Source organism: Psychromonas sp. MB-3u-54 (assembly GCF_002836415.1).
Lineage (GTDB): Bacteria > Pseudomonadota > Gammaproteobacteria > Enterobacterales > Psychromonadaceae > Psychromonas.
On record NZ_PJBP01000184.1, the window covers coordinates 26,783 to 45,928 of the forward strand.

Below are 19,146 nucleotides of genomic sequence, written 5' to 3' on the forward strand. Positions count from 1 at the left end.
TTATACTTACCTTAAAATTTGTTGCTATTAATTGATTTAAGTTGTTACTCGGTCACAATAGAGTTCATTATATAGTGATATTTGTACAGATAAAGAGGGAATTGTGACTTCACTCCTTGGCACTTACTGATTTTAGAATTAATATCAGTCTAAAGAACTAGTATCAGTATCAACAGATTAAGTTTATTTTAACAGGAATTTTATGTTTAAAGGTTTTAAAAAATCCAACCCAAGTGCTTTGATCGGAATTGACTTTGGCTCAAGTGCAATTAAAGCAATTGCACTGTCTAAGATTAAGGGCAATTTTCAAATAGATGCGGTTGCTGAAATAGCGCTTGAAAAAGGTGTTATTGTTGATCATCGCTTTGAAGATATGGGTAAATTAACTGAAATTATTAAACAATTACACAAAAACTTTCCCGCATCATACCAAAATGTTGCGATTGCTGTCAGCGGTGCAGATGTTATTACCAAAGTTATCCCGATGAATACTGATTTAAATGATCTGGCGTTGGAATATCAAGTTGAAATTGAAGCTGAAAATAGTATTCCCTTCCCCTTAGATGAAATTTTTTTGGATTTTGAAATTATCGGCATCAATGCAAATAATCCGGACTTTAAAGATGTTTTATTGAGTGCTGCACGAAAAGATACGGTACTTTCACAAGTGAATTGTATCGAGGAAGCAGGATTACAGGTGAAAATTGTTGATATTGCAAGCCATGCACTGGCACGCGCTTGTAATTTACTCTTTTCAAGTGAAGATTTCGATAAAGGTATTGCGGTTGTTGATATTGGTGCATCAGAAATGACTTTAAACATATTGCATCAAGGACAAGTTATATTTTCACGGACTAAAAATCATGGCGGGGCTGTCTGTACCCAGATGATAGCCGATCGTTATGGCTTAAAACTGGCTGAAGCAGAAAAAATTAAAGTTGAGCGTGACTGGCCGCTCGATTGTGATATAGATGTTCTCGCACCCTTTATTACGATGACGGTGAATCATTTACGCTTTGATCTGCGCATGTTTACCAACGCACCCAAGAATATCGGCGTGGCGAAAATTATGCTTACCGGAGGTTGTCAATTGCTGCCTGGATTAGCTGATCAAATACAAGAACAGCTCGACTTTGAGACTGAAATTGTTAATCCATTTCTCGGGTTTGAGTACAAAAACCCATCGGATAAAAAATTTCTTCATCAGTTTTCCACAAAGTATATGATGGCCTTAGGGTTAGCATTAAGAGGGCAAGCTAATGTCTAATATTAATTTATTGCCATGGCGGGATGAGCTTAAAAAGAAAAAGAAAAAAATGTTTTTGTTTTTTTTAGGCTTAAGTTCTATTTTGATCTTGGGCGTTTCTTATTCAGGGACGTTATATGTTGATGCCTTAATTGGTGCTCAAAACCAGCGTAATGAATACTTGCAGATTCAAAATACCATTTTGGACAGGCGCATTGCAGATGTGCGTCAAATCAAAAAAGAGAAAGAGGAACTTGAACGACGTATTCTTCTCATCCAAAAATTAGAAGAGAAGCGTAATTATGCAACGCATCTCTTTAATATCTTGCCGCAAGTTGTCCCAACAGGTATTTATTTAAACAGCATCACATTTGCGAACGGACAAGTTGATGTCAGGGGGATGAGTGAGTCGAATAATCGCCTTACTAAAATGACCCGAAATATTGATAGTTCTGATTGGTTGGGAGATGCTTATATCAGCTCTATTATTACGGGACCGACTGAACCTATCAAATTAAGTCAGTTCGTAATGAGATTTGTTGTCATTCCTGAACGAAAAGGGGGAAAGTAATGGATTTAAATGAATTAGATTTTGAAAATGTAGGCAGTTGGCCCGCGCTATACCGAGGGATATTTATTGCTTGTGCCTGTACTGTATTAAGTGGTGTTTTTTTTTATTTTATTACTATGCCGCAGCTAGATAATCTAGAAAAGGTTCAAGAAAATGAGGTTGTTTTAAAAAACGAGTTCAAGGAAAAGGCTGCATTATCTTCTCATTTAGAAGCGTACCGTGCGCAAATGGTCGACATTAAGCTTGTTTTTAAAGGCTTGCTTAACAGACTACCTAGTAGTGCAGAGGTAGCTAGTTTACTTGATGATATTAGTTTTGTTGGTGCCGATAATGGTCTGCAGTTTAAAAGTATTAACTGGGGAATTACAACCGAGGGGGAACTTTCCACTGAAGTGCCTATTAGTATTCAAGTTGTGGGGCGTTATCAAGATCTCGGTCATTTTGCCGCAGATATTGCAGCGCTGCCGCGGATCGTCATTTTGGATAATCTAACATTGACGAAAGGTGAGCGAGATTTAATGACTTTAAATGTAATTGCGAAAACATATAGGTATAAGGAGAGCCAAAAATGAGGTTTTTTATCATTTTACTCATGAGCTTTCCCTTATTCTCATGTGTGGATACCGATCTTGATGATTTAAATCGCTTTGTTGTAGAAACTAAAACAAAAAATCACCCACTTGATGATAAAGTGCCTACTTTTAAGCAAATTAATCCCTTAAGCTTTACGCAAGCAGCGGGTCGTAATCCTTTTAGTGAACCTAAGGCTGAAGTTGTCACTGCTATCGTTAATGTACCTAAAAGTTGCCCTCAGCCTAATTTAAATCGCAAAAAACAAGCTCTGGAGATGTATTCCCTTGATAACTTGACGATGCGAGGAACGGTATTGGTCGATCAAGTGCTCTGGGGGCTGGTGAAGGTTACGAAAGGGGAGTTATACAAAGTTAAACCCGGCTATTATTTGGGCTTGAATCACGGTAAAATTGTAAACATAACAGAAGATAAAATTGATTTATTAGAGTTAGCCGTGGATAGGGATGGTTGCTGGCAGGAACGGATAACCAAAATAATGTTAAGCTCTTCTGAATGATCTTAAAACAGGGATGGAATAAGCGCCATGAATACATCATATTTAAAAACTTTATTTAATATTTTGCCGCTGGCATTATTGCTTTATTCCACTATTGGATCGGCTGAATCACAACTCGGTAAGCTTGATATTAATCCTCTCGTGGATGGCAAATTTGAATTGAGGTTTGCATTCAACGAATCTATTAGCGGCTACCAGGATAAATTATATTATCGCCCGAACAAATTAGTTATTGATGTTGAAGACGCGAGTTCCGTTTTAGCGCTAAACCCTATTGAAATTGAAAAAGGGGGGGTTAATAATGTTGCAACCAAGAGGACCGAAGAGGGCTTGCGTTTAATTATTACCCTTGACACTTTGATGCCCTATCGTGTTGTACAGGAAGATAGTATTCTTTTGGTGCATTTCGGTCATAGCGGGCCGGATATAGCCGTGAGCGATAAACAGGAGCTTGCTCTGGCGGCCGCTGTTGTCCAATATTCCGGCAGCCAAATAACCAAAGCTGCAACGGAAAAGGTTAATTCATCTACTCTATCCTCCGATTTGACAACACCTAAGGGTTACGTTAACAGTATTCATTCACTTGACTTTAAGCGTGGCTCAGAGGGGCAAGGTAAGTTATTAGTGTACCTTGATAACTCCAGTGTGGCTGTCGACATTCGTCGTCGTAATAATCAGTTGATCGCTGAATTTCAGAGTACTTATATACCCGATGAACTATTGTATATTATGGACGTGGTCGATTTCGCCACTGCAGTAGAAAAAGTTGAAAGCTTTAAAGACGACGGAAAAACGCGCCTTATTTTTGATATTAAAGATCAATATAATTATCGTTATGATCAGTTAGATACCCTGTTTATGATTGAGATATCTGAAAAATCTAAAGATCCAAAAGGAAGTTCCTATCAGGGAAAAGCCATCTCTTTAAACTTCCAGGATATCCCGGTGCGCACTGTGCTGCAGTTGATTGCCGATTTTAATGGTTTTAACTTGGTCATTACTGATTCTGTCAATAGTAATATAACCTTGCGGCTTGATGATGTGCCCTGGGAACAAGCCCTGGACATTATTTTAAAAGTTAAAGGACTTGGCAAGCGTCTGGACGGTAATGTATTAATGATTGCTCCTGCTACCGAGTTAGCTGCAAAAGAACGCGAGCAGTTAGAATCAGAAAATGCAGTGGCCAATTTAGCGCCTCTGTATTCTGAATTTATCCAAATAAATTATGCGAAAGTAGCTGATATTTCTGCTATGTTATCGAGTGATAAAACCAGTCTATTGTCGATACGTGGTGCTGTTAGTGCAGATGACCGTACTAATACCTTATTAATAAAAGATACTGCTGCTGTGATTGATGCGGTGAAAGACATGATTGAACTATTGGATATACCGGTTCGTCAGGTAGTGATAGAAGCGCGTATGGTCACCGTCGATGATTCGGTAGGTGAGGAGTTAGGTATCAAGTGGGGAATGACTTCAGTCGATACTGATAGTGGAATATCGGGTTCACTTGCCGGTATAGAAAGCACACAAGCAGGCAGCAGTTCAATTAATGACCGTTTAAATGTTAATCTGCCCGTTACCGATGCTGCTGGTACTATTGCTTTTCAGGTTGCGAAGCTTGCTAATGGTGATATTTTAGACTTGGAACTTTCTGCACTGGAGAGCGAAAATAAAGCCGAAATTATAGCCAGTCCGCGGATCACCACGGCGAATCAGCAAACTGCCTATATCGAACAGGGCACAGAGATTCCTTATGTAGAGTCAGCCTCATCCGGTGCAACCTCCGTGGCTTTCAAAAAAGCCGTATTAAGTCTTACGGTGACGCCGCAAATTACCCCCGATAACAAGGTGATCTTAGATCTGGAAATCACCCAGGACTCAGTGGGTGATACTGTTGCTGCCGGTACCGGTACTGCCGTTGCTATTAATACGCAGAAAATCGGCACCCAGGTCTTAGTCGGTAACGGCGAAACATTGGTTTTAGGGGGGATTTATCAACAACGTATCTCAACGGATGTGACTAAAGTACCTCTTTTGGGGGATATCCCCTATTTAGGTGCATTGTTTAGAACAACTAATAACCAAAATAGTAAGTCTGAGTTGTTGATTTTTGTCACACCAAGAATAGTCATGCAAACTAAATTCCGATAAAACGCCTTTCCTAACTGTTTTTGAGCAACAATCTATAAGCCTGAAGGTAATCTTTGGGCTTATTTTACTTATGGGCTTGCAATGGCTTATTAACAATTGCGATAATATACAACACTTCTCTTTTTCTAAAGGGTGTTCCCAGTAATTAATCACTTGAGTAATAATTCAACATGGCAGAACAACGTAATATTTTCTTAATTGGCCCAATGGGGGCCGGCAAAAGCACAATTGGTCGTCATTTAGCACAAATGTTACACCTTGATTTTCTTGATTCTGACGCAGAGATTGAGAAAAAAACGGGTGCAGACATTGCGTGGGTTTTTGATGTGGAAGGCGAAGAGGGTTTCCGTACTCGCGAACAAAGCATGATTGATGAACTGACACAAAAACATGGTATCGTTTTAGCAACGGGAGGCGGTGCACTTATTCGCCCTGAAAATAGAATACATTTATCGGCGCGAGGTATTGTTGTTTACTTAAAGACCAGTGTAAATAAACAGTTAGCCCGGACATTAAAAGATAAACGCCGTCCATTGTTACAAACGGATGATCCGCGCACGGTATTAGAAGCACTAGCTGAAACACGTAACGAGTTTTATGATGAAGTGGCTGATTATACGATGGAAACGGATGAACAAAGCGCGAAGGTCGTCGCCAGTCAAATCATTGCATTATTGGATTTCTAATGGAAAAGATAGTTGTAGACTTAGGTGAACGTAGTTATCCGATATCAATTGGTGAAGGTTTATTAACTCAAACAGCGTTATTCAAAGCGGTGATCAAGGGTAAAAAAGTAATGATTGTCAGCAATGAAACCGTTGCGCCTTTGTATTTAGCTTGTTGTAAAGAGACCTTAATTGATTTTCAGATAGACGAAGTTATTTTACCCGATGGTGAAAAGTTCAAAAATCTACACACTTTTGAAATTATTTTAACCGCTTTGCTGTCTAACAAACACGCTCGTGATACGACTATTATTGCGCTTGGTGGCGGGGTTATCGGTGATATGGCTGGTTTTGCTGCCGCTTGTTATCAGCGCGGAGTACCCTTTATCCAAGTGCCAACCACAGTCCTGGCACAAGTTGATTCTTCCGTTGGCGGAAAAACAGCGGTTAATCACCCTCTGGGTAAGAATATGATTGGCGCGTTTTATCAACCTCAGTCAGTTATTATCGATATAGATTGTCTTAAAACATTACCTGCGCGTGAATTTTCAGCGGGAATGGCAGAAGTCATTAAATACGGCATTCTTTATGACCAGGCATTTTTTATCTGGCTTGAAAAAAATGTTACCGCGATTAAAACTTTACAGCCCGCTGAAATCACTTATATGATTAAGCGTTGCTGCGAAATTAAAGCTGAAATTGTCTCTCTGGATGAAAAAGAGGGCGGTATTCGCGCACTGTTGAATCTCGGACATACCTTTGGTCATGCGATAGAGGCTGAGCAAGGTTATGGTAATTGGCTGCATGGTGAAGCCGTAGCGGCAGGTATGGTACTGGCTGCAAAAACCGCTTTAAACCTTGGCCTGATTGAATCTGCACAAATTGAGCAAATTATATTATTAATTAAACAATTTGATCTGCCGATTAATGCACCGGAAAATATGGGCTACGATCAGTTTTTCGAGCATATGCAACTGGATAAAAAAGTATTAGATGGCAGATTACGTTTGATTTTACCGACCTCGATCGGTCGCTGTGAAATATTTGATAATGTCAGTGAAATGGTGCTGCGCGGTGTTATAGAGTCTTAAATTGACTGATGCTGAGTCTAATATGATCAGCTGGGTGAAAAGAATAAAAATCATATTTTATGAAATGCAGTAGCGGATAGGCTAGTCTGTTGTTTTATTATATTATTTTTATTTATAAGCAGTGTATAAAACACAGTCTTGAATAATACTCATCTGATAAAATAATAACTTATGTGTTAACAGAGTCATTTAATGAGCAGAGAAAATGAGCACTAATTCTGAATATGATAAACGACCCTCACGGGCCCAAGAAAATTTATCTCAACTGTTATTATTACTTGCAATGTTGATGGTTGTTGTGAGTTTTGCTGTTTATTTTTTTTCCGGCTCATCAAGCGAATTGATCGATCCAGTACAAAAAAGGGTGATCAATAAAGCGCCCGAGACAGTGATTACGGAAAATTGGCATGAGGATCAGCAGGGTCTGATAGAAAATACGCAGTACAGCGTTGGCGCTAGTGACCTTAGTGATAAGCGGGTGGTTATTTCTAAGCAGGAACTGATTGGCTTAGAACAACGTTATCGTATTGATCTTGTGGAGATAGAAAAAAATCAATTGCTGGCGGAAATTGAAAATCAGCAGCCTGATGAAATGATAGCGGCTAATAATGATCAGCCAAATATCTCAATCATAAAAATGAGTGAATCATCTGATTCGCAAATTGATATGGTTAATGGGCAGGCAGAATTATTTTCATCGCTAGAAAAAAATGATCATTTTTCGGAAGGTGCAGGGCAACTCAATGGGGGTAATTTAATATTGACGCCGATCGAGAGTCTGCTTGCTAAGTCCCCGTCTTTATTTACCTTAAGATTATCAGCAATGGGTAGCTGGGAAAAACTGCAGGCCTTTGTACAGCTGCATGATCTGCTTAAAGAAAATATTTATGTTTACCGGACCATTAAAAATAATAAACCTTGGTATGTTGTTCTGCTTGGCGAATACAGCAGTTTGAGCGCCGCAAAAATTGCCCAGCAAAGTTTACCCGGTGCTTTATTCGACTTGCCATCACAAGTGTTCTCCTACAAAGAGATCCAGCAGGATTTACAATTACAAAATGACTAAAAAAAATCGTGCATTCCTAAAATGGGCAGGTGGTAAATTCGCACTAACCGAACAAATCAATCAACGTTTGCCTCAGGGTAGACGTCTTATCGAACCCTTTGTCGGGGCGGGCTCTGTCTTCCTAAACAGTAATTATGATGAATACCTGCTTAATGATATTAATCCTGATTTGATCGAGATGTATAAAATAGTCAAACGTAAACCGAAACAGTTTATCATTGACGCCAAATACTATTTCCAGGATGCATTTAATAACGAGGCTATTTATTATCAGCTGCGTAGTGAATTTAATGGCTGTACAGATGTTTACAAGCGTTCATTATTATTCCTTTATCTGAATCGTTTTGGTTATAACGGGTTATGTCGTTATAATAAAAGTGGTGGTTTTAACGTGCCATTTGGACGCTATAAGAAGCCTTATTTTCCGGAAAAAGAGCTGCTTGTTTTTTCTGAAAAAGCTAAAAAAGCGACTTTTACCTGTAAACCTTATCAGAAATTATTTCAGTATTTACGTGATGATGATGTTTTATATTGCGACCCTCCCTATGTGGCGCTGAGTAAAAGCGCATCATTTACCAGTTATGCAAGTAATGGTTTTTCTCTGGATGATCAAGCTAACCTTGCCAAACTTGCACGTGAATCAAAGTGCAGCGTTTTAGTGAGTAACCACGACACCATTTTAACCCAGGAGCTCTATCGGGATGCTTCCTGCGACAAGATTCAGGTATCTCGCACTATCAGTAGTAAATCGTCAACTCGTCAACCTGTGGGGGAATTGTTCGCACTGTTTGATGCGCAATTTTCTACCCCGAAAGTGCCATAAATAAAAAAGATCTGTTCCATTTAGCTGTTGTTATCGTTTTAATTCTTTAAATTACAATATGTTATAAAAATATGATAATGGCTATCATCTTAATATTTACAAGCTGTTAGGCATAAGCAATAAAGCTTTCAACAATCATCTTGAATAGAGCCAATAAAAAATAGTTTGTTTGCTTTTGCTTCGGTAGAATACGCATTCACTTTAGCAAACGGAAACCTATCATGACCGACTATTTAATTGCCCCTTCAATCCTTTCTGCTGATTTTGCACGGTTGGGGGAAGATGTTGAAAAAGTATTAGACGCTGGTGCCGATGTAGTACATTTTGATGTAATGGATAATCATTACGTGCCTAACTTAACCATTGGTCCAATGGTTTGTAAGGCCCTACGAGACTATGGTATTACAGCGCCAATTGATGTACATCTTATGGTAAAACCGGTCGATACTATGATAGTTGAGTTTGCAAAAGCGGGCGCATCTATTATTACTTTTCACCCTGAAGCCTCTGAACATGTTGACCGCTCGTTACAATTAATTAAAGAACACGGCTGTAAAGCCGGTTTAGTGTTAAACCCTGCTACTTCATTAGAAGTATTAACCCATGTTATGGATAAACTCGACGTGGTGTTATTAATGTCGGTAAATCCCGGTTATGGTGGTCAATCATTTATTCCGCACACCCTTGAAAAATTACGTCAGGTTAAAAAATTGATCACCGCTAGCGGTCGCGATATTCGTTTGCAGGTTGATGGCGGTGTTAAAACTGACAATATTAAAGCAATAGCAGAAGCAGGTGCAGATATGTTTGTAGCGGGCTCTGCTATTTTTAATCAGCCTGACTATAAAGTTGTGATAGATCAAATGCGTACTGAGTTAACTAATATTTAATATGTAAAAGAAAAATATTAAACTTATCTGTTTTGGTCTATGACATTGTCAGGATCAACGGATTAAAAACTGGGATGGGTAAGGGGTTTCCTGAAATGAGCCGTTACCCATGCCGGTAAAAAAAGTTGATAGGCATTCTTTCAAGCAGGCCGTGAACCTTTCTTAAAGGCCCTTCGCAAGTTTATTTAAACAGCGCTTCAAGTTTATATTCGAAGCTTTAAATATACTGCATAGAAAAGGTTATAAAACAGCGCAACTGCTCAGGATTCAAAATAAACCACAGCGCAGCAGGTCTGGACAAGTTCTCTCTCACTAAAGCACGATGATATTTTGGCAAGCCAAAAACTCATTGCACTGATAACTATGATAAGCCGCTCTGATTGCTAAATCCGAATGACATAATTGATCAATTTAACGAATTATTAGATCTACCTTCAGGGTAGATAAAGGATAGGAAAATGACTAAACCAATAGTTTTAAGCGGTTGCCAGCCTTCGGGATCGTTAACCATAGGTAATTATATGGGCGCATTGCGTCAATGGGTTGAGATGCAAAAAACCCACGACTGCCTTTTTTGCCTAGTTGATTTACATGCTATTACCGTTCGCCAGGATCCACAAGCACTGCGCAAAGCAATTTATGATGGTTTAGCAATGTACCAGGCTGTGGGCATTGATCCGCAAAAAAGCACCATGTTTATTCAGTCACAAGTGCCAGAGCACGCAGAGCTTTCATGGATCTTAAACTGTTATACGCAAATGGGTGAATTAAACCGAATGACCCAGTTTAAGGATAAATCGCAAAAGAATGTCACTAATATTAATGTTGGTTTATTCAGTTATCCGGTATTGATGGCTGCCGATATTCTTATTTATGGCCCTAAACATGTTCCCGTCGGCAGTGATCAGAAACAGCATCTTGAATTAGCGCGTGATATTGCGCTCCGTTTCAATAATGCCTATGGTGATACTTTTGTGGTGCCTGAGCCTGCTATTCCTGAACATGGTGCACGCATTATGAGTCTGCAGGAGCCGACGAAGAAAATGTCAAAGTCCGACGATAATGTTAAAAACTTTATTGGTTTGCTAGAAGATCCTAAGAAGATTTTGAAAAAAATAAAAAGTGCAGAGACGGACTCTGATCAGCAGGCACGTATCTATTTTGATCCCGTTGAAAAACCGGGTGTTTCAAATCTACTGACGCTGCTTTCCTGCTCGACGGGCAAGTCTATTGAAAGTCTGATCCCTGCATACGAAGATAAAATGTATGGTCATCTGAAGAGTGATACAGCAGACGCTGTAGTGAATCTGTTAGAGCCGATTCAGGCCCGCTTTAAAGAGTTGCGCAAGGATGAGCCAGCATTACAGGCGATTGCGCGTGCTGGTGCGCAGAAGGCGCGTGTACGTGCTGCTGATACATTAGCGAAAGTTTACGATAAAGTGGGTTTTTTACCAAAATAGCCTGTTTATTAAGCAAACAAAAAAAGCGGAGTGTTGTTAGTAACAATGACTCCGCTTTTTTATGAAAAGGGCTTTATGACCCTGCACCTAAGCCCTTGCCAGCGTCTTTTTTATTAATTAATTCAATTTGATAACCATCGGGATCTTTAACAAAAGCGATCACTGTTGTGCCGCCTTTAACCGGCCCTGCTTCACGGGTGACCAGGCCGCCCATTCTTTTTATCATTTCACAGGTAGCGTAAATATCATCGCTTTCAATGGCGATATGCCCGTAAGCATTGCCCAAATCATATTCCGTTGTGCCCCAATTGTAAGTGAGTTCCAGTACAGTCGTATCAGATTCATCACCGTAACCTAAAAATGCCAGCGTATATTTATAGTCAGCATTGTCAGATTGACGGAGTAATTTCATCTGTAAAGTATTAGTGTAAAAATCGATCGATTTTTGTAAGTCAGTAACACGTAACATGGTATGTAATAAGCGCATTTTCAATTCCTATTTTGGTGCGGAAGATGAGTGATCTATTTTAACCTGCATAAAGAAAAAATCAGTGGACTTTGTCTCAGCCATAAAAAAGCCACCTTAAGGTGGCTAAATTAGATAATTCATCTTACAGACTAAAGGCCATTAGTTAAGAACGCAATAGTAGAGACGATTTCCTGCTCGCTACAGTCACCGCATGTGCCTTTTGCTGGCATAGAATTAAAGCCTTCCAGCGCATGTTTGAGCAGTGTTTCAGCACCCTGTGCTATACGGGGTTGCCATGCATCTGCATCGCCTTTTTTCGGTGCGCCAAGCACGCCACTGCCATGACAGGCCACGCAGTAAGTGTTATAAATTTTTTCACCTGATCTCGGACCAGCGGGTTCTGTTGGTTCTTGCTGCGCGGTCATTATTTCACCATCCAAATAAACGCTACCTACCGGTGCAATACGTTCAGCAATGGCTGCTTCGGAAAGATCTTGTGCAAAGCCTGCAGTGCTGAATAGGCTTATTGTTAAGCCCATAAGCAGGGTAATACGTTTAATAAGGTTCACGGTAAACTCCATTTTGCTGTTGTGTAAGGATTTTTCGATATTATAAAAGTGTTAATTATAACGAGGTTGATTATAACTACCAACGCCTTTATTAGGATTATTGCTTCCAGTTCACTATTTTTTTTTCTTTACCGCTTAAAATCCGGCGAATATTGCCAATATGGCGAAGCACAATTAATATCGACAGCATGCTGACGGATATTGCATATTCAGGATTTATCTGCTGGACAAAAAAAGGCGCTGCAATGGCGACCACTATCGCGGCCAACGAAGCATAACCACTAACAGCAATAGTAAATAACCAAGTTAAAACAAGTAAGCCGGTTAAATCCATACCCAAAGGCAATAAAGTACCTAAACCGGTGGCGACCGCTTTGCCGCCTTTAAATTGAAAATAGGGTGGAAAAATATGTCCGAGGCAGGCTGCAATACCAATCACGCCAATCATAATAGGCGAATAACCCCAAAAATAAGCCAGATAGACAGGTAGGGTACCTTTTAACAGGTCAAAAATAAGCACCGCACTGGCAGCTTGAGCTGCATGTAAACGTAACATGTTAGTGGCGCCAGGATTCTTTGATCCTGCAGCGCGAGGATCCGGCCACCCTTTGGCTTTACATAATAAAATCGCTCCGTTAAGCGCACCGAACAGGTAGGCACCAAGAATAAATATTAAAGTCATCAGGTTAATCATTTCTATATATTTCTCCCTGTTCAGGTAACATATGGTGCTGCTATTTATTGTCTGCGATAGTACGTGGATTTATTGTTAAGTGGTAGCGTTTTAACTTACTCCGACAGGTTGGAAAATGGATATTATTTTTATTAAACAGTTAGAAGTCATTAGCTCAATTGGTGTATATGACTGGGAAAAATCTGTACAGCAAAAACTCTATTTTGATTTAGAGATGGCGTTCGATAATAAACCCGCAGCAAATACCGATGACATTAATCTCGCACTTAATTATTTTAGTGTGTCAGAGGCGGTCAATAACTTTGCACAAACCCATCAGTTTGAGTTAATTGAAACCATGGCAGAGTCCGTTGCGACGCTTATTATGGCACAGTTTGCAGTACCTTGGGTCAAAGTGACGCTGCATAAACCCGGGGCTTTGCCAAAGGCACAAAGTTTAGGGGTACAGATTGAGCGTGGTGTTCGATAATGGCAGCCGTTTTTATTGGCATAGGCTCTAGTATCAGACGATCCGAGAATATTCGCTTGGGTATTGCCACTTTAAAAACTGAGTTTGGTGAGTTACAGCTTTCTCCCCTTTACGAAAGTGAAGCCATTGGTTTTTCAGGGATTAATTTTTATAATTTAGTGGTTAAATTGCATACTGAGCAAAATATTGTCGAATTAATTAAAAAGCTTAAAAGCATAGAGAAGCAGCATGGCCGCCCGGAAAATACCTCCAAGTTTACCCCAAGAACCTTAGATTTAGATTTACTGTTATACGACCAGCAGATAGATCCCGATATAGATTTACCGCGTGCCGAAATTTTAAAAAATGCCTTTGTATTAAAACCATTATCCGAGTTAGCGCCAACATTAAGACATCCTATTCTGGGTGAAACCTATCAAGCATTGTGGGCTAATTATCCGCAACAAAAACAAAAATTGTGGAAAGTATAAAAACAGCTTTCCGATTATTATTAATCACTTTATTTTATACATGGAATAAAAATGTCCGAACTTCAAATTATTGTATTAGCCTTAATTCAGGGGTTAACTGAATTTTTACCTATTTCCAGCTCTGCTCATCTGATTCTACCATCACAACTCTTAGGTTGGCAGGATCAAGGTTTAGCCTTTGATTTAATACTTAATATTGGCACCTTATCTGCTGTCTTAATTTACTTCCGAATTGAAGTTATGAATATGTCGACAGCCTGGGTTGGCTCTCTGCGTGGGAAAGGGGAAACACAAGATAGTCGCCTTGCATGGTGGATTCTTTGGTCGACAATACCAGCCGCTTTAATTGGTTTTTTTGGTAAATCACTGGTTGAAACCTATTTACGCAGTGGTTATGTGATTGCGGTGACGACCACTTTTTTTGGCTTACTGCTGTGGTGGGCTGATGCTAAAGCCAAGCAGGTAAAAACAGAATACCAAACGGGCTTGAAAGGGGCTTTATTTATTGGTTTTGCCCAGGTATTAGCCTTGATCCCCGGTACATCTCGTTCAGGTATCACTATTACTGCAGGTTTAATGTTGGGTTTGACCCGTAATGGCGCTGCGCGTTTCTCCTTTTTAATGTCTATTCCGATCATTGCCATGGCCTCCGGATATGATTTGCTTAAATTCATTTTATCCGACGAATATGTTGACTGGGGTCCTTTGTTTTTAGGCGCGGGGATCTCTTTTATCAGCGCTATTTTATGTATTCACGTATTTCTAATCCTGCTTAATAGAGTCGGTATGCTGCCTTTTGTTATCTATCGCCTGCTGTTAGGTGGATTTTTGTTTTATATTCTGTCGGGCACTTAGGTTCGACAGGTTAAGTCATTGAGTTGTTATTTTTTATGGTGTTTTTATTGAGCACTAAAAAACATGCAGATGAAATGCCTGCCGAGGCAAAGACCATACACATCACCATTATTTGGTACCTTGCCGCAATAAAGGGGGAGGTGCCGGATAAGATTTGTCCGGTCATCATGCCCGGTAAGGAGATCAACCCAACCGCAAATAACGCATTAATATTCGGGATCATGGAAGCTTGAAATGCAGTTTTACGTGCCTTAATGTAATCTTCCCCGCGTGACAACTCCGCATAAAAACGTTCAGCTGAAAGACTGACGCTATTCATACAGTTGGCAAAAATCATTCCTGCCAATGGGATCATTGTTTGTACCTGATACCAGGGCTGTAGTGTTAAAACGCCCTGAGTAATAATCAATAAGGTAAAGCCACCTCCTATTGCAACCGATAACATCGTTCGTTTTAATAATGGCAAACGTCGCTCTTTGATATTACCCAGAGCTATCCAGCTTGAAAATAGCACCATTAGCATTAACAGCAACACCACAATCCAAGCATTAGCACCGGCAAAAAGATAATTAAGAAAATAACCGACTAACAGTAGTTGTACTAACATACGAGCGAGTGCATAGAGGGCAAATTTTCCATTTAGTGACCATTTAAATAAAATAATGATCACCACCGAAACAGGAATAAAGGCAATAGCCAGGTTCTGGAGCGGGAGAATCGCCAGTGAATTAGACATTTTTCTGCCTCTTTAAGTTAAGTTGTGAGCACTGCAAACAAGCCCATTATACGCTGCACTTTTGTTTATACTGTTCGACTGCTCTAATACGCGCATATTGTAACTGAGCTTTAATTTCTGCACCTTTATACCCTTGTTGAATAATAGGTTGCACATCAACTAACTGCGCCGCTTGAAAAGCACGCCAAATATACTCTGCACTGGGGTAGTCTTTATCTTCAAAACCCGTTCGGCCCTTAGAGTCGGCAACGCAGCACTGTAACATCTGCTCAAACCGTTCAGGCTTACGCCATGCATCGTTTTGATTCATTAATGTGATTAGAGTGGCTGCTTTTAACTCCAATCCCTTATGGATAAGCGTATGGTGCTCACTGACTAAGCAGGCTAATTCTCTGCACTCATTGGGTATTTTAAGACGTTGGCATAAATTGTTAATCAACTGCAAACCCAATTGCCCATGGCCTTTATGGCTGGGCCAGAGTTCTTGAGGTGTTAGCGCTTTGCCAAGATCGTGTACCAGGCAGGCAAAACGAAAAGCAATGGCATCGGATAATTTAACTGATTGTTGTACTACCATTAAAGTATGTATGCCGGTATCGATTTCAGGGTGCCATTTTTTAGGTGCCGGAACACCAAATAAGGCTTCAATTTCAGGGAATAAAATTGCCAGAGCCCCGCAGTCACGTAACACCTGGAAATAGATCTGCGGGTTATCGGTTTTTAACGCATTTGCGGTTTCCTGCCAAACTCTTTCTGCGGTCAGGTGGTTTAACTCACCACTCGTGCTTAAGCTGCGCATCAAATCGAGCGTTTCCGGCGCAATTTTGAAGCCTAAATCGTAAAAACGCGCTGCGAAACGTGCGACGCGTAAAACGCGTAACGGATCTTCGCTGAAGGCAGCCGATATATGACGCAGGGTTTTGGTCTGTATATCCTGCAGGCCGTTGTAGGGATCAATCAGTTCTCCCTGCGGCGATTGTGCAATGGCATTAATGGTTAAATCTCGGCGTTTTAAGTCTTCCGTGAGAGTGACATCCTGACCGGCATAACATTCAAATCCATTATGACCCGAACCTTTTTTTCGTTCAGTGCGTGCAAGGGCATATTCATCTCCGGTTTGGGGGTGGATAAAAACCGGAAAATCTTTACCAACTTGCTGATAACCTAACTTTAATAGTTTTTCCGGGGTGGCTGCAATCACCACATAATCACGATCTTTAATCTTAAGTTGTAATAACTGATCGCGAACTGCGCCTCCGACTAAAAATATTTGCATTGTTTTTCCTCTTTATGGCTTAGTTAGTTATTATATGTAATAACTTCTCTTGTCACTATTTTCTTTGGATTTTGTTATGTATCAAGATTTTTTCTCTTTAAAAGAGCCACCCTTTTCGATCTCGCCTGATCCCGATTTTTTGTTTTTGAGTAACCGTCATCAAGAGGCAATAGCCCATTTGCAATATGGTGTTCAGGGTAACGGCGGATTCGTCTTATTAACCGGTGAAGTGGGGACGGGCAAAACCACTGTCTGCCGTAAATTATTACAGGAGATCGGCGCAAGCACCGATATCGCTTTTATTTTAAACCCGGCTTTAACCGATATTGAATTGCTGGCCACTGTCTGTGATGAATTTCAGATTGATTATGAAAAAGACAAGATCAGTTTGAAATTATTATTTGACAGCTTAACCGCTTGGATGATGAATAACCATCATCAAGGACGGAGTGCGATTGTATTAATCGATGAAGCACAACATCTTAGCTTCTCGGTATTAGAGCAACTCCGTTTGCTCACCAACATTGAATCAAATAATAAAAAACCCTTACAGGTCATTTTAATCGGCCAAACAGAGTTACAGCAAAAACTGAAGCAGACTGAGTTGCGGCAATTAGCACAGCGAATTAGCGCACGCTATCATCTGCTGCCTTTGACGGAGCAGGAAAGCGTGTATTATATTCAGCATAGATTGAATGTTGCGGGAGCAAGTTTTCCAATTTTTGAACGCCAGGCATTAAGAGAAATTTTTAGGCGCAGCCAGGGTGTCCCGCGCTTAATTAATTTACTTTGTGACCGTAGCCTGCTCTGTGCATACACCCAAAATTCATTAAAAGTGACTACCTTAATGGTAAAAAAAGCCAGTGATGAGATGGCACTTTCCCCCCCGCAGACACTTTTTAATTCGACCTTCAAAAGTGGTTGGCGATTGACTGCGTTGATCCTATTGGCTGTACTCACCGCCTTTCAGGCTCCGCAGCTGCTGAGCCTTTTTAAAGAGGTCAAAGCTCCTCCGGCAGCATTAAGCGTACCAGCTGCCATATTAAATGAGCCTTCGGCAGAACGTCTGATGACTCCGGTAGAAGGTATTGCGCCGACCGAATTGCTGCAAGCGGCTGCGCAGGAGAATGAATCTCCCAACTGGTTTGATAATTATGATTCATTAGATATTTCCAATGCAACCTTTGCTAATGCGCTGTTTAATTTATATGCTGTTTGGGGGTATCAGGTTGACCCCGAAACGGTGAATTGTGAACAGGGAAAAAGGGTGTTGTTATCCTGTTATTCGCAACAGACCAGCCTGAAAGAATTAAAGCAGTTGAATTACCCCAGCGTGGTTAGACTTGAAAGAGATAATTTAGAAAGTTTACATGCGGTGCTTTATGCGATTAATGGCGCTTACCAATTATTGATTGACGGGCAAGTTATTGAGGTCTCAGAAAGCTGGTTTAATGCGTACTGGTCGGGGGAGCTAACGGTGCTTTGGCAGGCGCCGTTTGAATTACAGGGTAACCTTAAATTTGGTCAGCAAAGTGAGCAAATAGCCTGGCTGGTGAGACAACTTAACCAGTTGCAGGGAATGCCGATTGAGAGCAAAAATCGCTTCGATTTGCCGTTGTTACAACAAGTCATGAGTTTCCAGATAGAAAATGGCTTAAAAGATGATGGTATTGTGGGCGTGCAAACCTTAATGCCGCTAATGCAGATAGTTAATTCTCAGTTGCCACGACTACAACAGGAAGTAAATTAATGTCAACCATTCTAGCGGCACTGCAAAAGCAAAAATCATCGACAAACGCTCATTTTGTTCAACAACCCGAGGCTGAAAAAGGACTGTTTAAATGGCGAGTGACTTTATTAATATCCCTCTTGGTGACCATCAGCTTATTAAGTGTATTACTTTATCTGCAATTCACCGGAGAAGTGAAAGACATAAAAACACAAGCCTCAATAGCGCTGGATAAAGCGCCGAATGTGCTTGACGTTGTGCCGCCCACCGTTAATGAAACGCCCGTTAAAATAACTACAACAGCGCCCAAAACCGTTAAGAAAATTACGTTTCCAACCCAACCTTTACCCGAGGTTGAAAAGCCTGAGGCACCCATAAAGTTACTCCCGGATAAATTAGTCGCGGATGCTGCCAATTTAACTGTGGATGCTGACAATTTAAACGAGGAGCTTGATTATTCGGCTGTGTCTAATGAGTTACAGCAACGTTTTGAGCTCGCCTTAATTGATAGTACCAAACAGAATAAACTACCTTCAGTCGAGGTAAACCATGATGGCAGGGACCTTCATGAGATGGCCCGACAATTTCAGCAAAAAGTACCAGACATAAGATATGATACACATCTCTATTCGAGCATTGCACCGGAGCGTTGGATTAAGATTAATGGCAATAAATTAAAGGAAGGGCAGTTTGACCCACAAGGTAAAATACAGCTGCTGGAGATTCAGCCTAATCGCAGTATTTTTCGATTGGGTCGGCAAAGTTTTAGTTTAGAGTCATTAACTGATTGGAAAGGTTATTGAGGGTGATATCTAAAAGATAA

General features: G+C 40.4%; 21 protein-coding genes. 16 read left to right on the top strand and 5 right to left on the bottom strand.

The window, feature by feature from the left end; translation table 11 throughout:
- The first annotated feature begins 202 nt into the window (after positions 1–202).
- The 11 genes from CXF72_RS18410 (at position 203) to trpS (ending at position 11,056) form a co-directional block, all read left to right on the top strand.
- Entirely contained in the window at positions 203–1,267 is a 1,065-nt protein-coding gene (locus CXF72_RS18410) for a pilus assembly protein PilM (RefSeq protein ID WP_101041243.1), read from the top strand.
- Entirely contained in the window at positions 1,260–1,817 is a 558-nt protein-coding gene (locus tag CXF72_RS18415) for a PilN domain-containing protein (protein ID WP_101041244.1), read from the top strand. The genes CXF72_RS18410 and CXF72_RS18415 overlap by 8 nt, the downstream gene beginning before the upstream one ends.
- The gene (locus CXF72_RS18420) at positions 1,817–2,389 is read left to right on the top strand and encodes a type 4a pilus biogenesis protein PilO (protein WP_101041245.1); all 573 of its coding nucleotides are present in this window, start codon (positions 1,817–1,819) and stop codon (positions 2,387–2,389) included. Before CXF72_RS18415 ends, CXF72_RS18420 begins: the two co-directional genes overlap by 1 nt.
- Positions 2,386–2,907: a pilus assembly protein PilP gene (locus tag CXF72_RS18425; RefSeq protein ID WP_101041246.1), complete on the top strand. Its 522-nt coding sequence runs from the start codon at positions 2,386–2,388 to the stop codon at positions 2,905–2,907. Before CXF72_RS18420 ends, CXF72_RS18425 begins: the two co-directional genes overlap by 4 nt.
- Positions 2,908–2,934: 27 nt before the next feature.
- On the top strand, positions 2,935–5,061 hold the full coding sequence (gene pilQ, locus CXF72_RS18430) for a type IV pilus secretin PilQ family protein (RefSeq protein ID WP_101041247.1): 2,127 nt from the start codon (positions 2,935–2,937) through the stop codon (positions 5,059–5,061).
- A 170-nt stretch (positions 5,062–5,231) separates the two neighbouring features.
- Entirely contained in the window at positions 5,232–5,747 is a 516-nt protein-coding gene (gene aroK, locus CXF72_RS18435; RefSeq protein ID WP_101041248.1) for a shikimate kinase AroK, read from the top strand.
- Positions 5,747–6,817 (top strand): 3-dehydroquinate synthase, encoded by a 1,071-nt coding sequence (gene aroB / locus CXF72_RS18440; RefSeq protein ID WP_101041249.1) that lies wholly within the window; start codon positions 5,747–5,749, stop codon positions 6,815–6,817. Before aroK ends, aroB begins: the two co-directional genes overlap by 1 nt.
- A gap of 205 nt (positions 6,818–7,022) precedes the next feature.
- Entirely contained in the window at positions 7,023–7,883 is an 861-nt protein-coding gene (locus CXF72_RS18445; RefSeq protein WP_101041250.1) for an SPOR domain-containing protein, read from the top strand.
- Positions 7,876–8,706 (top strand): Dam family site-specific DNA-(adenine-N6)-methyltransferase, encoded by an 831-nt coding sequence (locus CXF72_RS18450; protein WP_101041251.1) that lies wholly within the window; start codon positions 7,876–7,878, stop codon positions 8,704–8,706. Before CXF72_RS18445 ends, CXF72_RS18450 begins: the two co-directional genes overlap by 8 nt.
- 221 nt (positions 8,707–8,927) lie before the next feature.
- Positions 8,928–9,596 (top strand): ribulose-phosphate 3-epimerase, encoded by a 669-nt coding sequence (gene rpe, locus CXF72_RS18455; protein WP_101041252.1) that lies wholly within the window; start codon positions 8,928–8,930, stop codon positions 9,594–9,596.
- A gap of 458 nt (positions 9,597–10,054) precedes the next feature.
- On the top strand, positions 10,055–11,056 hold the full coding sequence (gene trpS / locus CXF72_RS18460) for a tryptophan--tRNA ligase (RefSeq protein ID WP_101041253.1): 1,002 nt from the start codon (positions 10,055–10,057) through the stop codon (positions 11,054–11,056).
- Positions 11,057–11,129: 73 nt separating this feature from the next.
- Here trpS and gloA read toward each other — a convergent pair whose 3' ends face one another.
- The 3 genes from gloA to plsY form a co-directional block, all read right to left on the bottom strand.
- Complete coding sequence (gene gloA, locus CXF72_RS18465; RefSeq protein ID WP_101041254.1) at positions 11,130–11,543, bottom strand: lactoylglutathione lyase; 414 nt, start codon at positions 11,541–11,543, stop codon at positions 11,130–11,132.
- Positions 11,544–11,674: 131 nt separating this feature from the next.
- Positions 11,675–12,106, bottom strand: a complete 432-nt coding sequence (locus tag CXF72_RS18470) for a c-type cytochrome (RefSeq protein WP_101041255.1) — start codon at positions 12,104–12,106, stop codon at positions 11,675–11,677.
- An 85-nt stretch (positions 12,107–12,191) separates the two neighbouring features.
- Positions 12,192–12,788 (bottom strand): glycerol-3-phosphate 1-O-acyltransferase PlsY, encoded by a 597-nt coding sequence (gene plsY, locus CXF72_RS18475; RefSeq protein WP_101041256.1) that lies wholly within the window; start codon positions 12,786–12,788, stop codon positions 12,192–12,194.
- A 115-nt stretch (positions 12,789–12,903) separates the two neighbouring features.
- Here plsY and folB point away from each other — a divergent pair, with 115 nt between their 5' ends.
- From folB to CXF72_RS18490, 3 genes are read left to right on the top strand one after another with little or no spacing between them, the layout of a single operon-like run.
- Entirely contained in the window at positions 12,904–13,257 is a 354-nt protein-coding gene (gene folB, locus CXF72_RS18480; RefSeq protein WP_101041257.1) for a dihydroneopterin aldolase, read from the top strand.
- The gene (gene folK / locus CXF72_RS18485) at positions 13,257–13,727 is read left to right on the top strand and encodes a 2-amino-4-hydroxy-6-hydroxymethyldihydropteridine diphosphokinase (protein WP_101041258.1); all 471 of its coding nucleotides are present in this window, start codon (positions 13,257–13,259) and stop codon (positions 13,725–13,727) included. The genes folB and folK overlap by 1 nt, the downstream gene beginning before the upstream one ends.
- Positions 13,728–13,778: 51 nt before the next feature.
- Complete coding sequence (locus tag CXF72_RS18490) at positions 13,779–14,582, top strand: undecaprenyl-diphosphate phosphatase (protein ID WP_101041259.1); 804 nt, start codon at positions 13,779–13,781, stop codon at positions 14,580–14,582.
- 10 nt (positions 14,583–14,592) lie between these two features.
- Here the strand turns inward: CXF72_RS18490 and CXF72_RS18495 are convergent, their stop codons facing one another.
- Positions 14,593–15,318 (bottom strand): ABC transporter permease, encoded by a 726-nt coding sequence (locus CXF72_RS18495; protein ID WP_101041260.1) that lies wholly within the window; start codon positions 15,316–15,318, stop codon positions 14,593–14,595.
- Positions 15,319–15,364: 46 nt separating this feature from the next.
- Positions 15,365–16,594: a multifunctional CCA addition/repair protein gene (locus CXF72_RS18500; RefSeq protein ID WP_101041261.1), complete on the bottom strand. Its 1,230-nt coding sequence runs from the start codon at positions 16,592–16,594 to the stop codon at positions 15,365–15,367.
- A 76-nt stretch (positions 16,595–16,670) separates the two neighbouring features.
- Between CXF72_RS18500 and CXF72_RS18505 the strand changes: the two genes are divergently transcribed.
- Together CXF72_RS18505 and CXF72_RS18510 are read left to right on the top strand one after the other, a co-directional pair.
- Entirely contained in the window at positions 16,671–18,344 is a 1,674-nt protein-coding gene (locus CXF72_RS18505) for an ExeA family protein (protein ID WP_101041262.1), read from the top strand.
- Complete coding sequence (locus CXF72_RS18510) at positions 18,344–19,126, top strand: general secretion pathway protein GspB (RefSeq protein WP_101041263.1); 783 nt, start codon at positions 18,344–18,346, stop codon at positions 19,124–19,126. Before CXF72_RS18505 ends, CXF72_RS18510 begins: the two co-directional genes overlap by 1 nt.
- The last annotated feature ends 20 nt before the right edge of the window (positions 19,127–19,146 follow it).

What these genes read in the sequence shown, in the direction of transcription:
- CXF72_RS18450 (WP_101041251.1), top strand. Translation starts at nt 7,876, where the DNA reads ATGACTAAAAAAAATCGTGCATTCCTAAAATGGGCAGGTGGTAAATTC.
- aroK (WP_101041248.1), top strand. Translation starts at nt 5,232, where the DNA reads ATGGCAGAACAACGTAATATTTTCTTAATTGGCCCAATGGGGGCCGGC.
- CXF72_RS18505 (WP_101041262.1), top strand. Translation starts at nt 16,671, where the DNA reads ATGTATCAAGATTTTTTCTCTTTAAAAGAGCCACCCTTTTCGATCTCG.
- folK (WP_101041258.1), top strand. Translation starts at nt 13,257, where the DNA reads ATGGCAGCCGTTTTTATTGGCATAGGCTCTAGTATCAGACGATCCGAG.
- CXF72_RS18490 (WP_101041259.1), top strand. Translation starts at nt 13,779, where the DNA reads ATGTCCGAACTTCAAATTATTGTATTAGCCTTAATTCAGGGGTTAACT.
- CXF72_RS18420 (WP_101041245.1), top strand. Translation starts at nt 1,817, where the DNA reads ATGGATTTAAATGAATTAGATTTTGAAAATGTAGGCAGTTGGCCCGCG.
- CXF72_RS18470 (WP_101041255.1), bottom strand. Translation starts at nt 12,106, where the DNA reads ATGGAGTTTACCGTGAACCTTATTAAACGTATTACCCTGCTTATGGGC.
- pilQ (WP_101041247.1), top strand. Translation starts at nt 2,935, where the DNA reads ATGAATACATCATATTTAAAAACTTTATTTAATATTTTGCCGCTGGCA.
- rpe (WP_101041252.1), top strand. Translation starts at nt 8,928, where the DNA reads ATGACCGACTATTTAATTGCCCCTTCAATCCTTTCTGCTGATTTTGCA.
- CXF72_RS18510 (WP_101041263.1), top strand. Translation starts at nt 18,344, where the DNA reads ATGTCAACCATTCTAGCGGCACTGCAAAAGCAAAAATCATCGACAAAC.
- trpS (WP_101041253.1), top strand. Translation starts at nt 10,055, where the DNA reads ATGACTAAACCAATAGTTTTAAGCGGTTGCCAGCCTTCGGGATCGTTA.
- CXF72_RS18500 (WP_101041261.1), bottom strand. Translation starts at nt 16,594, where the DNA reads ATGCAAATATTTTTAGTCGGAGGCGCAGTTCGCGATCAGTTATTACAA.
- CXF72_RS18445 (WP_101041250.1), top strand. Translation starts at nt 7,023, where the DNA reads ATGAGCACTAATTCTGAATATGATAAACGACCCTCACGGGCCCAAGAA.
- aroB (WP_101041249.1), top strand. Translation starts at nt 5,747, where the DNA reads ATGGAAAAGATAGTTGTAGACTTAGGTGAACGTAGTTATCCGATATCA.
- CXF72_RS18425 (WP_101041246.1), top strand. Translation starts at nt 2,386, where the DNA reads ATGAGGTTTTTTATCATTTTACTCATGAGCTTTCCCTTATTCTCATGT.
- plsY (WP_101041256.1), bottom strand. Translation starts at nt 12,788, where the DNA reads ATGATTAACCTGATGACTTTAATATTTATTCTTGGTGCCTACCTGTTC.
- CXF72_RS18410 (WP_101041243.1), top strand. Translation starts at nt 203, where the DNA reads ATGTTTAAAGGTTTTAAAAAATCCAACCCAAGTGCTTTGATCGGAATT.
- CXF72_RS18415 (WP_101041244.1), top strand. Translation starts at nt 1,260, where the DNA reads ATGTCTAATATTAATTTATTGCCATGGCGGGATGAGCTTAAAAAGAAA.
- gloA (WP_101041254.1), bottom strand. Translation starts at nt 11,543, where the DNA reads ATGCGCTTATTACATACCATGTTACGTGTTACTGACTTACAAAAATCG.
- CXF72_RS18495 (WP_101041260.1), bottom strand. Translation starts at nt 15,318, where the DNA reads ATGTCTAATTCACTGGCGATTCTCCCGCTCCAGAACCTGGCTATTGCC.
- folB (WP_101041257.1), top strand. Translation starts at nt 12,904, where the DNA reads ATGGATATTATTTTTATTAAACAGTTAGAAGTCATTAGCTCAATTGGT.